This window comes from Fischerella thermalis PCC 7521 (assembly GCF_000317225.1).
In the GTDB taxonomy this organism is placed as follows: Bacteria; Cyanobacteriota; Cyanobacteriia; order Cyanobacteriales; family Nostocaceae; genus Fischerella; species Fischerella thermalis.
In genome coordinates this window covers 38,987-52,666 of the sequence record NZ_AJLL01000063.1, presented here as the reverse complement: position 1 = coordinate 52,666, position 13,680 = coordinate 38,987, and the positions used below count along the sequence as shown (strand labels likewise).

Annotated in this window: 11 protein-coding genes and 1 pseudogene; 5 read left to right on the top strand and 7 right to left on the bottom strand. The window is 40.6% G+C overall.

All coding sequences use genetic code 11. The features are described from left to right. Nucleotides 1–523 precede the first annotated feature (523 nt). From UYK_RS0113920 to UYK_RS0113910, 3 genes are all read left to right on the top strand, one after another. Nucleotides 524–1,246, top strand: coding sequence for a lysophospholipid acyltransferase family protein (locus tag UYK_RS0113920; protein ID WP_009457187.1), 723 nt, complete (start codon nt 524–526; stop codon nt 1,244–1,246). A gap of 120 nt (nt 1,247–1,366) precedes the next feature. Then, on the top strand, nt 1,367–2,191 hold the full coding sequence (locus tag UYK_RS0113915; RefSeq protein WP_009457188.1) for an alpha/beta fold hydrolase: 825 nt from the start codon (nt 1,367–1,369) through the stop codon (nt 2,189–2,191). Between the two features lie 194 nt (nt 2,192–2,385). Beyond that, nucleotides 2,386–2,832 carry a GNAT family N-acetyltransferase gene (locus tag UYK_RS0113910; RefSeq protein ID WP_016871604.1) on the top strand — a complete coding sequence of 149 codons (447 nt, stop codon included), beginning with the start codon at nt 2,386–2,388 and terminating at the stop codon, nt 2,830–2,832. 154 nt (nt 2,833–2,986) lie between these two features. Here the strand turns inward: UYK_RS0113910 and UYK_RS0113905 are convergent. The 7 genes and pseudogenes from UYK_RS0113905 to xth form a co-directional block, all read right to left on the bottom strand. Continuing rightward, nucleotides 2,987–3,295 (bottom strand): annotated as a pseudogene (locus UYK_RS0113905) (glutathione S-transferase C-terminal domain-containing protein); the annotation flags it as partial. A gap of 100 nt (nt 3,296–3,395) precedes the next feature. Beyond that, on the bottom strand, nt 3,396–3,641 hold the full coding sequence (locus UYK_RS0113900) for a hypothetical protein (RefSeq protein WP_009457191.1): 246 nt from the start codon (nt 3,639–3,641) through the stop codon (nt 3,396–3,398). A gap of 320 nt (nt 3,642–3,961) precedes the next feature. Continuing rightward, nucleotides 3,962–6,871: a cation-translocating P-type ATPase gene (locus UYK_RS0113895; protein ID WP_009457192.1), complete on the bottom strand. Its 2,910-nt coding sequence runs from the start codon at nt 6,869–6,871 to the stop codon at nt 3,962–3,964. A 744-nt stretch (nt 6,872–7,615) separates the two neighbouring features. Next, nucleotides 7,616–7,903 (bottom strand): DUF5132 domain-containing protein, encoded by a 288-nt coding sequence (locus UYK_RS0113890; RefSeq protein ID WP_016871603.1) that lies wholly within the window; start codon nt 7,901–7,903, stop codon nt 7,616–7,618. Between the two features lie 335 nt (nt 7,904–8,238). Continuing rightward, nucleotides 8,239–9,735, bottom strand: coding sequence for a beta-barrel domain-containing protein (locus UYK_RS0113885; RefSeq protein ID WP_009457195.1), 1,497 nt, complete (start codon nt 9,733–9,735; stop codon nt 8,239–8,241). Nucleotides 9,736–9,823: 88 nt separating this feature from the next. Then, nucleotides 9,824–10,699 (bottom strand): SDR family oxidoreductase, encoded by an 876-nt coding sequence (locus tag UYK_RS0113880; RefSeq protein ID WP_009457196.1) that lies wholly within the window; start codon nt 10,697–10,699, stop codon nt 9,824–9,826. A 227-nt stretch (nt 10,700–10,926) separates the two neighbouring features. Next, a complete protein-coding gene (gene xth / locus UYK_RS0113875) occupies nt 10,927–11,709 on the bottom strand; it encodes an exodeoxyribonuclease III (protein ID WP_009457197.1) in 783 nt (260 codons plus the stop codon). 567 nt (nt 11,710–12,276) lie between these two features. Between xth and UYK_RS0113870 the strand changes: the two genes are divergently transcribed. Both UYK_RS0113870 and UYK_RS26785 read left to right on the top strand, forming a co-directional pair. Then, nucleotides 12,277–13,344: a glycosyltransferase family 4 protein gene (locus UYK_RS0113870; protein WP_016871601.1), complete on the top strand. Its 1,068-nt coding sequence runs from the start codon at nt 12,277–12,279 to the stop codon at nt 13,342–13,344. A gap of 55 nt (nt 13,345–13,399) precedes the next feature. Beyond that, nucleotides 13,400–13,573, top strand: a complete 174-nt coding sequence (locus tag UYK_RS26785) for a hypothetical protein (protein WP_009457199.1) — start codon at nt 13,400–13,402, stop codon at nt 13,571–13,573. The last annotated feature ends 107 nt before the right edge of the window (nt 13,574–13,680 follow it).

Genomic DNA, 13,680 nt, shown 5'->3' with positions numbered 1-13,680 from the left:
AAATTTCTTCAGTTTGGAATTAGTTTTTTATAAGTATAAATTCAGTTAATTTTTACCAAAAACAAAGAAATTCGCAGCTATTGATTTGCTGAAACTTCTTGGTTTAATTGCTTTTGTCGATAGAAACACATATATCGCCTTGAAAAGAGCCGCCAGATTCCAGAGACTAGGGACTAGGGGTTGGAGAAAAATATTTTCGTATAATATTCATGAGAATTTTCTCATAGATGACTTCTATAGAAAAGAAACTTTCAGAAAAAGTAAGGCACAGAAATATTTTATCCTTTGTGATCAACAAAGTTCGTCACGGCTATGTTAAATCTGAGGTATAAAACTGCAATAAAAAGAGTTTTCACAATTTTTTGTTGGCGAGATTATAATTAGCGACTTCTGTGTAAACCATTTTCCTAATTTTATTAACTCAAACATTTCTACCTTAAGGCAGTCCCAGGCATAGTGAAGAAATGTAACGATTAAGTGCAGATAAACACCTATGTTTGTGAGATTTTTATATTAAAGAGTTATGAGTGTAAACAGCCCCCTGAATATTTCTCACTGGTTGTTAGCGGCACTCTCAACCAAGATGTTTCGCTACTATGAGGATCGCATTCCCCAAGATGCCAGTGTGTTGGTAGTGAGCAATCACCGTAGCTTTATGGATGCACCAATCTTGATGGCAGCACTTTCGAGTCCAATCAGATTTGCTTGTCATCATTACATGGGACAAGTACCCATTATGCGAGAAATAGTAGCAGGGTTGGGATGCTTTCCCTTAGAGGCAAATCAACAACGTCAACAAAGCTTTTTTAAGCAAGCACAACTTTTGCTGAAGTCAAAGCAATTGGTTGGAGTTTTTCCCGAAGGAACAGAACCGATGGTGAAATTCACTCAGCCGAACAGTGTGGGTGAGTTTCAACGAGGATTTGCTCATCTGGCATTACGAACCAATGTCAAAGATTTGGCAATTTTGCCAGTTGCGATCGCCTCTATTGAAGAAATTAACACATCAGCTGTTCCCCTGAAACTATTGAACTTGTTTGACCCTTCCGAACCACTATTCGATCAACCAGGCTGGCATCCTTTGGTAATATACAATCGTGTTGCGGTGTTAATAGGCCGTCCTTATTGGATTACCTCCCAACACCAACAACTATACCGAGGTAAACAAGCTAAAACTGTTGTCACTGAACTAACAGAACATTGTCAGGGCGAAATTGCTAATCTATTGTGTGAAGGATCTTATTAGAGTTAGTGGTTGGTTGTTGTTTGTTGTTTGTTGGTTACTTCCAATGACCAATGACTAATGATCAATAACCAACGACTAATGACCAATAACCAATGACCAATGACGATTGACCATTAATCAATGACCCCAAAAGTATCACTAAAGCCGTGTTTTTTGACTACCAAACGTCTTCAGCCAGAATATCCCTTGTTTGTATATTTACCTGGGATGGATGGAACTGGTCAACTATTACGAACGCAAACAGCAGGCTTAGAAGTTGGTTTCGATGTTCGTTGTTTGGCAATCCCACGGGAAGATTTGACTAGCTGGGAAGTATTAACTAATAATGTTTTGGACTTGATCCATGCAGAATTAGAAAAAAGTTCCCAGCGACCAGTTTATCTTTGTGGTGAATCTTTTGGGGGTTGTTTAGCTCAAAAAGTAGCTGTAGCAGCACCGCATCTATTTGCAAGAATTATTCTGATTAATCCTGCTTCTAGTTTTCATCTTCGCCCATTATACGAGTGGGCATCTCAGTTTTCTTATTTGGTGCCATCATCCTGTTTTGACATTGGCGCTTTAGCTTTATTACCGTTTCTAGCAACATTATCACGTATTTCCAGAAGCGATCGCCAAGAATTGCTGAAAACAATGCGTTCTATACCTTCACAAACTGTTCTGTGGCGATTATCTCTAATTCGAGAATTCAGTGTTGACGAACAACAGTTACGTCAACTGAATCAACCAGTTTTACTAGTTGCTAGCACTCAGGATAGACTGTTACCTTCTCTTGCAGAAGCACAAAGATTAGCTAATATTTTACCCAACTCCAAAGTTGTAGTATTACCTGAAAGTGGACATGCTTGTTTATTAGAAACAGATATCAACCTTTACGAAATTATGAAGGCAAATGATTTTTTGGAAAGTGGTGCTAAAGCAGCTGAGGCTATGCAAGTTGGAGGATAAATTTAAAACAATATTTAAGCATGGTAATTCAATCTGATTGACAAAAATGAAGTTTGAGTGAAAACCACACCAGACGCAGAGAACACAGAAGAAGAGAGGAAGAGAGGAAAAATTATAGATTTTTTACCCTTTCCCTACTAGGGAAGGGATTGGGGTTAGGTTCCGTCGAACTCACGTTCAATAATGATTCTTTTATGAATTATCAAGTTGTAGAACAACTAAGTGAAACTCAAATTTCAGATTTATTAGATTTATACAAAAATGAATTCTGGAGTCAACGACGTACCCGTGAAGAAATCGAGAAGATGCTAGCAGCATCGGATATTATCATTGGATTGGTTGATGAGTGCGATCGCTTAATTGCTTTTACTCGGGTTCTCACCGATTTTATATATAGAGCCACTGTTTATGATGTCATCGTCAAACCTAGTCATAGAAATATGAGACTTGGCTCTAAACTGATGGAATTAGTGATCAATCATCCTAAATTATACTCTGTTGAAGTGGTGGCTCTTTATTGTTTACTAGAGATGATGTCTTTTTATGAGCATCTGGGTTTTACCGCAGATGTAGGTGAGTTACAGCTGATGTTCCGTGTTAATAAAAATCATGCCGAAAATATCAACACCAGCAATTATTAAATCCTGAATAAATACCATTTAGAAAAACTCTGCGTCCCTCTGCTTTTCAAATTTACCAAAGAATCGGTGGTAAAATTATCGAAATCCTGAGATTGTGTAGATTAGATAGTCAAGCGATCGCTAACAACCATACATCATTCAAATAAACTATTTCCTAAAATTCAAAAGTAGGAATAATTTCTTGCTCTGCTTTACCTGCTTTGATCCATTCTTGCAGTGCTGGTATTGCTAAAATTGCTTCTACATAATTTTGAGCAACATTATCCAACTGCACATCATAGGTCACAAACCGTAAGACTACTGGAGCAAACATAGCATCAGCAATAGTGAATTGACCAAATAACATATCACCATTAACACCAAAATTTTCTCGGCAATCTTTCCAGATAGTAGTGATGCGGTCAATATCTTTTTGTACTCCTAATGCCATCCCTTTACCAGGAAGTTTAGCGCGGCAGTTCATATTGCCAATTACAAGAGTTAAATCTGTCATATAACAACCCTTCCTTCTCTCTCTGTGTCCTCTGTGTCCTCTGCGGTTTATTTACTCCTAAAAACTTGAACTATCTATAAATTTGTTCAATCCACGCACGCATATCAGATTCAGAACCTGACATAAAAGACTTTCCAGTCACAGGGTCATATGCTTGCCAATAAACATTACCGTGACGATCCATTTTTTGCCAAACTTTTAATTCTTGATTACTTGCCAAATAATTAACTATTGTTTGCCAAAATTTACGCAAGCTTTTTTTAAAAAATGAGTGGATCTTATAGCCAAATCCTAATTCTAAGTTTAGCTGACTCAACTTGAGCTTTGGCGTTACAGAGAAAGCAGGAGGTTTTTTTATGAAAACTTAAAAATCTAATCCTTGGCGTTCTTGGCGTCTATGGCGGTTCATTATTCATTCATCCCCATTTTATGCAACGTATGTGTTTGTGTTAAGAAACTATCGGTTGCGATTATTTAATATTATTAATAAACTTTTCAAAAAGAAAGTATTTGGTTTATGCGATCGCTAAAAAGTTTAATTTTATTCAGTTAAAGATTTTAGTAGCGATCGCACAAACTAAAATTACAGAAGAAGCTTACGCTTTGAATTCACCCAAATCAAGTTTTACAGCGATATTACTTGCGTCTGTACCCACTTGCCTTTAAACGCAAATGTAGACGTAAAGAAGAAGTGCGATAACTGGGTTTTGAGGAATTACATAAACGTAAACGTGGAGAGGTAGGAACGCGGTTGCATACTTGCATATCTTTTTCCTCACTAGTTTCTGCTACTAAATGCAGTTTGCTGTCAGAATTGCTACGACGAAGCAGCCATTTTTCCAACTCTACACACCAGAAGACCAAACTACTCACAGCCAAACAAATCACCAAATCCAGTGCTGACAGAGGTAAAGTATTAAATAGTTTCTGGAAGAACGGCACATACAGTACTGCAATTTGCAAACCTAGTGTTAAAGCTACTGAAGCTAAAAGTGCTTTATTAGACAACAAACCAATTGTAAACAGAGAGTCGCGGTTGGAACGCACTGCTAAGGCGTTACCCATTTGGGAGAGAGTCAAGGTAGTAAATATTACAGTTTGCCAAGCAGGACTGCCTATTTTCCAATACAAAAATCCTGTACCCAGAGATATACAACCCATGAGGATGCCAATCCAGATAATATCCCTTCCCATGCCTCGAGCAAAAATATTTTCGTTGGGAGGGTAGGGAGGACGATTCATTGTGTCTCGCTCTGCTGGTTCCACGCCCAGAGCCAGGGCTGGCAAACCATCGGTAGTCAGGTTAATCCAGAGAATTTGCAGTGGTAACAAAGGTAATGGCATTCCCAAAAAAGGAGCCAGCAACATTACCAAAAGTTCACCAACATTACTGCTGAGCAGATATTTAATAAACTTGCGGATATTGTCGTAAATGACTCTTCCTTCTTTGACTGCTGCTACTAGGGTAGCAAAGTTATCATCTAGCAGTACCATATCTGCTGCCTCTTTTGCTACATCTGTACCCCGGATACCCATTGCCACACCAATGTCGGAGCCTTTAAGAGCAGGTGCGTCATTGATACCATCACCAGTCATAGCGACGATGTGTCCCTGTTGTTGCAGAGTCTGGACAATCTCAAATTTATGTTGGGGAGAAACCCGCGCATACACAGATCTATCATTTAGGGTGCATCGTAATTCCTCAACAGATAATTGCGATAACTCTTCACTGGTAATGATTTGATTATCTGTAGCAATGCCTACTTCACGGGCGATAAATCTAGCTGTCAGGGGATGATCCCCTGTAATCATCACTGGGCGAATACCAGCGCGCTTGCAGGTGAGTACAGCGTCTCGCACTTCTGGTCTTGCTGGGTCGTTCATACCGACCATACCAATAAAAATCAAGTCTTGCTCTACGTCCTCCCACTCATTGACAGACTGCAAAGGTCGAAAAGCTGCCCCCATTACCCGTAAACCATTTTCAGCTAGTTGACTGTGGGTGACACAGATATGTCTGTGCCAAATTTCAGTTAATGGTTTGGCCTGTCCGTTAATCCAGATGTGACTGCAAACATCTAATAAGCTATTAACCGTACCTTTGGTGAAGACAATGTAAGATATTCCCCCAATTTTTTCGCTCCAATGCCAAACTGTTTCCAAAGCGCAAGGAATTCTAGATGGAATGCTAGGGAATTTGTGGATGGTGGTCATGCGTTGGCGCCGACAGTCGTAGGGAACTTCTGCGACACGAGGAATAAGATGCTCTAAGTCAGCCTTCCATAATCCTTGTTGAGCAGCTGCCATGACTAAAGCGCCTTCGGTCGGATCGCCTACAGCCCGCAAATAACGCGGCTCATCTCTGTCTGGTTCTAGCAAAGCATTGTTGCAGAGAGTACTACTAGCTAAAAGCAAAGATATAGCTGGTGGTTGACACAGCAGAAATGGTCTGTCTTGGCTTTTTTCTCCAACACAAGCGCGCATCCGGGTAGTTAAATCTATGCGTTGACCTGCAACATCAAGGACAGTAACTGTCATTCGGTTTTCGGTCAGAGTGCCTGTTTTGCCAGAGCAAATTACAGTCACCGATCCCAAGGTTTCTACAGTAGGCAAATTGCGAATCAGCGCCTGCCGTTTCAGCATTTGGCGCGCACCCAAAGCCAAAGCAATGGTGACTACTGCTGGTAATCCTTCTGGTAAAGCTGCGACTACGAGAGTGATGGCAGTCAAGAGCATGATTTTCCAGTCTTCTCCACGCAGCATACCCAAAACGAGAATAACCGCCACTATTCCTAGAGAAGCTATTGCTAATCCCCGTCCCAGTTCATCTAAGCGCTTCTGAAGTGGGGTTGGTTCTGCTTCCACTGCTTGCACCATAGAAGCAACTCGTCCGATCTCGGTTTTCATTCCAGTTTCTGTGACTACTGCTTGACCCTGCCCGTAGGTAACAACTGTACCCATGTAAACCATATTGTGGCGATCGCTCAATGGCAAGCCTGCTTGAGAAAGTGTTTGTGGCTGTTTGTCTGTAGGTTCTGATACTCCTGTCAGGGTTGTTTCTTGGACTCGCAAACCAACGCTTTCTAAAACACGGCAATCAGCTGGTACGATATCTTCTGCATCCAACTGGATAATATCTCCCGGCACTAATTCACGGGCAGAAATTTCTTTCCACCGACCATTACGCAGTACCTTGACGTTAGGTAAAGATAATTTTTTGAGAGTGGCGATCGCTTTTTGTGCTTGGTACTCCTGACTAAATCCCAGAACAGCAATCAGTGCCACAATGGCTATGATCCCTAATGCATCTTTGTAGTCACCCAACACACCGGAGGCGATCGCTGCCACAATCAAAATAATCACTAAAGTTGCATTTACCTGTTCCCAGAGTATTTGCCAAGGACTTCGTAATTCTTGCTCAATTAACTCGTTGTAACCATGCTGTTGTTGGCGGCGACTGACTTCGGCTGTACTCAATCCCAAAGATAAATCGCTACCCAGTTGTTGCAGAACTTCTTGTGCATCTATTTGGTACCAATTGCTCATGTCTCGCCTCCTCTAATGTGACGGGATGTGAGGTGTAATACGATTTTGGATTTTAGATTGTGAAATTTACTGGATAAGCTTTTTAGCTATCTATCTGTCACAATCTTTTTTCCAATTAGTGTGAGAAAAAATAAGACACATACGGGGAGAATTTTTCTTTGTGTCCCCGTGTCTTTTTCTGCATTATCCATATGCTGATAAGCAGCACAAAACAAGACATACTTATCCAGCAGTAGTTGTTTACAAAAAAACTTTTAGTCAGAGCAACTGCCTTGAGAAAAGTATAGTCCGGTCAAACTCGAAATTAGGAATTTTAATTTGGTAATTGGTAATTGGTAATTGGTAATTGATTTTTCCCATTACTCATTACCCATTACCCACAGATACCGAATTATTTCAATATCAAGTTGCATTCAGTTGTTAAGACTAATATCGCGACGCAAACAAACGAAGATACGGTAAATTTTTTTGAGCATTCTCCACATTACCGCATCTTTTTTTGCTTGCATCAAAACTTCTCCTGTAACCGCAACTTGTATAGGTATATTTGATCTGATCAGGAGATCAGTTATTTTGTAATAAACTTTTGATCCTGATGATTTGGATCTGATAACCTTAGCAGAATTGATGATTTTCGGAACAATAACATCATGTTTGATTTATGCAAAGATTTGATTGTTTTGCTTCTTCTATTGCAGCGCGCTCTTTGCTAAACAAATATGACTTTCCTGAAAATCTATTGTCCTACCTAATTCGTCGTAAGTGTCTACTATTCTCGGCAGCAGGAAGTTCTGCTCTTGCTTGTGCGACTATATCTGTGAAGTTCTCACTCACTGCTGCGATCGCTCTTCTACTGTTTTCATAAAGAACAATTCCGCCTTTAATTGCTGTTTTAGTTAAGGATTTACCAGCAACTGCTACCACTGGTATGGCAATAGGCAGAACAATCACTGCTACAATACCAGGAATGCCAAAGTCCTCAACGACACTCCCAAAGACATTTTTTAAGTTGGGTAAAACTTTGGGTAGCATGGTATTTTCACCCCCTTTTATTTTTACAATCATATTATCTTATCATTATTAATCAAATTATAGATAAACAAAAAAGCAATTTATATGTTAATAAATATTGCTTGTTCTTATTAAGATAAGTTAATATTGTTACTGTAATTACTGCGATCGCTTCTGGTGAATTGTCTTTGTCAACACCGACTCAGAGGATGTCTGAAAAGTATTGAAGATGGGGTGTAGACGCTCTGCGCGGCTTCCCGTAGGGTAGGGGTGATGGGGAAAGGAGAGGTGTCAGGGGTGGTAAATAATCAACCACTAACAACCACCAATCAACAAACAACAACCAACAACCAACCTTACCTGACAGAAAATGCTTCGCTGAATCTGCGAGTTACAGGTTCTAAAATGAAAGTCAATACTGACTTTTTACGGGTGACAATTTCACCATTAGCAGCCATACCAGGAGTAAAACCAACTTCTTGACCCCGCACCATCAAAGAGTGTTTTGCTAGCTTAATTCTAGTGGGGAAAACTAAACCTAATTCTTTATCAACAATGGCATTGGGACTGACTTGAAGAACTTCTCCATCAACAACGCCAAATTCCTGAAACGGGAAGGTGGCCATTTTCACTTTTGCTTTCATCCCTTGGCGAATAAAACCGATATCACGGTTGAGGACTTTGACTTCCAGGAGCAATTCTTCCCCATCTGGCAGAATGGAAAGTAATTCTTCACCTGATTGTACAGGCCCTTTAGTAGCTTTGACTCTATAGACTGTTCCTGACACTGGAGCTTCTATGGTTTCTAACTGTCGCTGCTTTTGCGCTTGATCTAACTGACCTTGAACGTTGGTGAGTTCTTCTTTACGTTTGTTAATTTGGGTCAAAATTTCACTTAAACGTTCTGAAGCTAAACGCTGTGCTTGAGTGCTAGCGGCTTGATAAGCTGCTTGGGCTTGGAGAATTTCTTGCTTTTGAGCATCAATATCTTTTTTTAAAGATACGACTTTATCTTGCGCCTCTGTGATTTTATTTTGAGCGTTGGTGACTTCATCATTGGCTCTGGTAATTTCTGCTTTGGCGCGATTGAGTCTATCTTGTGCTTCTAGGTAATCTATTCTAGGTATGGCACCAGAATTATCGAGGGTGCGTAATCCTTGTTCTCTTTGTTGAGCGATCGCCAAATTACTAACAACTTTCTCTCGCAGACTTTTGGCATTGATGAGGTTGGTTTTGGCATTAGCAAGGCTAGTTTGGGCGTTAGCTAAGTTATCTTGCAACCGACTAAGGCGGACTTTGGCTTGTTCAATCAAGGCTTTTTGACGATTTGCTTCTGCTTCTGCTGCTGCTTGACGTGCTTTGTAATCTTGTAGGCGCGAAGTCAGAAGTTGATCTTGCAGTTGTGTACCTGTGGTTGTTGCTCCTGTACGTTCTGCATCCAAACGTCGTAAGTCTGCTTTGATTAAATCAGCAGATTTACTGAGGCGTACAACATCAGATTGTTGTATCTCTGGGTCACGTTCAATTAGAACCTGGCCTTTGTTGACGCGATCGCCTTCTTTAACTTTCACTGCTAAAATCGAGCCATTTCCCAGGGATGTAATCGGTCGTACTTGGCTAGAAGCAATTAACTCTCCGCTTGCTGTCGCCACTTCATCTACTTCGGAAAAATGTGCCCATGCGATCGCTCCAAACACGATTGCACTAATTGTTCCCGCTAATAATCTTGTATACAAAGGCGGTAATTCTTGCACCGCCTTACCCAATTCATAAGACAGTTGTTCGTCTGGTTTAGCAAATCTTTGTTTTGTTTGACGTGCTTGAGCAGCATTTGCGGCTAGGGAGTATCTCATAGAATTTTGTTGGTGGTTAGTGGTTAGTGGTTGTTTGTTGGTTGTTGGTTGTTTCCCAACAACTACTAACAATCAACAACCAACTAAATTAGACTGCTAAATAACGCCGTAAAAAATGTTCTAGTGTTTCCAACTCAAAACCGAAAATCGCTTCTAAGTTGGTAATTTCTTCAGTTGTACAGAAAAATTCGTTTGCCAGCAATGTGCGAAAGGTTCCCAAATTTTTTTGTGCTTGGGGATTAATAAAACCCAACACACCACGCAAACCGTCAATCATAAATAGTGGCGGATTAATTATGATTGGCTCTTTGTTAAAGATGCGACCGAAAATTCTGGGAATATCTTCACGTAATAAAATCTCTGGTCCTCCAACAGGTAAAATTTGATTGCGAGCGCCCGCAACTGTCACAGAATCTACTACCATCCTTGCTAAATCGTCTGTACTCACAATCGAAGTCCGGTTTTTGGGGTCGCCAATTAGCAAGTATACCCCTGTTTCCCGAAATCGCTCTGCCAATGGCAGCAAGTTAGATGCTAATCCAGCTGGACGTAAAATAGTGTAATTTAAGCCACTGCTTTCTAAATATCTTTCTACTGCTCGTTTGGCCTTGAACACCGGAGCATCTTCATATCCTCGGTCAGCTCCTAATACGGAAATTAATACAAAATGTTGCACTCCATTGACTTTTGCTTGGTCAATTAGCTCTATATTGGCGCGGTAGTCTAAAGCTAAGGGATTGCCATCAGAACTGTGAGTGCTGATAATGTACTGGACATCTTGACAAGCTTTGTGAATATCTTTTTGTTGTTCTAAATCACCAATAAAAATTTCAGCACCTCGATGTTCTAACTCTCCATAACGCGAGGTGAGACGAACAAATGCTCGAACTGACATTTCGCGATCGCGCAGAATTCGCACGACACGACGACCTATTCCTCCGGAAGCTCCTGTGACTAGAAACATAGTGATTTTGGGTTGGGTGTAGGGGGCGGGGGAGAGGGTGACGCAAAGACAAGGGAGAGTATTTGATTAACATTCTCCCTTGTCCTCCAACTCGTCCCCCCTATCCTCGATCCCTTGTATTTTAAACTTCCAAAATTAGGAGGTAGTAGCGTTAACCCTCTAGCTAATGCACCATCACAGATGTGAATTTGACGGAATTAGAAAAGTTTGGCGATCGCGTTTCATGTCTACAATTCCAGAATTACAGGAGCATGATCACTAGGTTGAGTTAACTTTCTTGGAAGTATATCTATAGTGCAGCTTTTTGCGAGCTCGTACAAATTGGGTGTGAGATAGTGATGGTCAATTCGCCAACCCAAGTTGCGGCGAAATGATGCGGCGCGGTAATCCCACCAGCTATAGTACCCACCTTCTGATGTGAATTTGCGAAAAGCGTCAGCAAATCCCAGTGTCAAGATATCCCGCAGAGCTTGGCGCTCTGGTTCGGATGCCATAATATGATTTTCTGGATTCACTTTTTCGTGGATATCTTTATCTTCCAAGGCAATATTAAAGTCACCACACATACAAATGTTGGGTGTGGATGCTAGCAGAGTTTGCAAATACTCTCGCAACATTGCCAACCATCGCAATTTATATTCGTACTTTTCGCTGCCTACTGCCGAACCATTGGGTACGTAAAGATTCACTATTCTCATACCATTGATTACACCGGTAATTACTCGCTTTTGCTCGTCAAATTCTGGTGATATTTCTGGCAAGATTGATGTAAAACTGGTGCTGATATTTTGTAGAGGTTGTAGGCTGACAATGGCAACCCCATTGTAAGATTTTTGACCAGATAGATAGATATGGTAGCCTAATTCTTCAAATGGCGATCGCGGAAAATTATCATCAATTACTTTAGTTTCTTGCATACACAATACATCAATTGGATTTTGAATTAACCAATCAACAACGTGCTGCAAGCGGGTGCGAATAGAGTTAACATTCCAAGTAGCTATTTTCATTTGTCATTTGTTATTGGTTATTGGTATTTAGTACTATTTCTCCTCATAGTCCTTTTACTTTTGCCTTTGTCTATTGCTTACCTCACCCCGGCTATGGCATCCCTCTGGTGAACCCACGGAGAGGGGACAGGGGTGAGGTTGTGTATTTGATTTAGTTTGTGTTCCTTAAATTGATCTGTTTGTAGAATTTAGTATTTTTCACTACAAAACTCTTGATTGTCTATGATCCCCAAGATAGATGCAAGCAAAGTATTACTACTTTTAAATTGATCAGTATAGTTACCTGATTGCTTGTGCTGATGCTCTACAATGGCTAGTACATTGTGGCAAAGCAAAGATAATCAAAATATTAAGAATATATTAAAAGCTGATTTTCTAAGCTTTTTATGTTCTGTTATCTATCTTTTGCCCTAGCAGGCGATCGCAAAGTTCGGTTAATTGATCTTGCACTACCAAGAGTGACTCAGGTTAATGTTAAAGTCAGATAGTTAGGTAAAAATGCTCTACCTAATTGCATGTAAGTCCTACTAACTAAGGACGATATCACCTGCTGAACCAAAACAACTTATGAAAATCGCTCAAGTTGCCCCCTTGTGGGAACGAGTTCCACCTCCAACGTATGGAGGAATTGAACTAGTAGTGAGTCGCTTGACCGATGAACTAGTTCGTCGCGGTCATGAGGTCACTCTGTTCGCTTCTGGAGATTCACAGACTTTGGCTAAGCTAGAAGCAGTTTATCCCCGTGCGCTGCGCTTAGACCCCAACGTCAAAGAGTACACAGCATATGAAATGCTTGAACTCAGCCAAGTTTACCAGAAAGCAGCGGAATTCGACTTAATTCATTCCCATGTAGGGATTTCGGCTTTAGCTTTAGCGAGTTTAGTACAAACGCCTACAGTGCATACTCTGCACGGTAGCTTCACCGAAGACAATCGCAAAGTTTACAGACATCACCAAAAGCAATCATACATCAGTATTAGCAATGCCCAGAGACAAATAGACCTGAATTACATTAGTACAGTTTACAATGGAATTGATACAAACGATTACCCTTTTGTAGACAAACCAGATGATCCACCATATCTAGCATTTTTAGGTCGTTTTTCGCCAGAAAAAGGCCCACAGCACGCGATCGCTATTGCCAAAAAAACAGGTTGGCGGTTGAAAATGGCTGGAAAAGTAGATGCAGTGGATTTAGATTTTTTTGAAAAAGAAATTGCTCCCCAAATTGATGGTCAGCAAATTCAGTTTCTTGGAGAAATAAATCACGCCGAGAAAGCAGAACTTTTTGGTAATGCTGCAATCACTCTGTTCCCCATAACTTGGCAAGAACCTTTTGGTTTGGTAATGATTGAATCAATGGCAACTGGTACACCAGTCATTGCAATGAATTGGGGTTCTGTACCAGAAGTTATTGCTCACGGTGTGACAGGTTTTGTTTGTCAAAGTTTTGAAGAAATGGCGACAATGATTCCTAAAGCACTGGAATTAAATCGTCGTACTTGCCGAGAATATGTAGAAAACAAATTTAGCGTCACCCAAATGGTAAATGGGTACGAAGCGGTTTATGAACAAATTATCGCTAGCCGCGCTAATTTAAATGGACGAATTCATTCTGCAAAAATCCTGTTTTAAACAAGTTTTTCTAACCACATTTTGAAATCAACAATTTTTTAAGGAGGACATTAATATGAACATGAGAAGCAACACATGTCCATGTTGCGGAGATTCTCTGTTGCGTCATGTCCGTCATGGTGAACTCTACTGGTTTTGTCAAACATGTCGACAAGAAGTGCCACTGTTAAGTGCTAATATCAATCGTCTCTCAAGTGTGGTGGAAAAGAGAGTGGTTGCTAAAGATTAAGGGATGAGGAATCGGGGGTGATTAGAAGGTGTGAGGAATGTGAGGAGTGTATAGACGCACCTTCTTAGGCTTCCCCTAAGGGTGGAGGAGTAACCATCAAGTAAGGA

Bases quoted from the DNA above. Each gene is read 5' to 3' on its own strand.
- UYK_RS0113920 (WP_009457187.1), top strand. From the start codon at position 524: ATGAGTGTAAACAGCCCCCTGAATATTTCTCACTGGTTGTTAGCGGCA.
- UYK_RS0113915 (WP_009457188.1), top strand. From the start codon at position 1,367: ATGACCCCAAAAGTATCACTAAAGCCGTGTTTTTTGACTACCAAACGT.
- UYK_RS0113910 (WP_016871604.1), top strand. From the start codon at position 2,386: ATGAATTATCAAGTTGTAGAACAACTAAGTGAAACTCAAATTTCAGAT.
- UYK_RS0113895 (WP_009457192.1), bottom strand. From the start codon at position 6,871: ATGAGCAATTGGTACCAAATAGATGCACAAGAAGTTCTGCAACAACTG.
- UYK_RS0113890 (WP_016871603.1), bottom strand. From the start codon at position 7,903: ATGCTACCCAAAGTTTTACCCAACTTAAAAAATGTCTTTGGGAGTGTC.
- UYK_RS0113885 (WP_009457195.1), bottom strand. From the start codon at position 9,735: ATGAGATACTCCCTAGCCGCAAATGCTGCTCAAGCACGTCAAACAAAA.
- UYK_RS0113880 (WP_009457196.1), bottom strand. From the start codon at position 10,699: ATGTTTCTAGTCACAGGAGCTTCCGGAGGAATAGGTCGTCGTGTCGTG.
- xth (WP_009457197.1), bottom strand. From the start codon at position 11,709: ATGAAAATAGCTACTTGGAATGTTAACTCTATTCGCACCCGCTTGCAG.
- UYK_RS0113870 (WP_016871601.1), top strand. From the start codon at position 12,277: ATGAAAATCGCTCAAGTTGCCCCCTTGTGGGAACGAGTTCCACCTCCA.
- UYK_RS26785 (WP_009457199.1), top strand. From the start codon at position 13,400: ATGAACATGAGAAGCAACACATGTCCATGTTGCGGAGATTCTCTGTTG.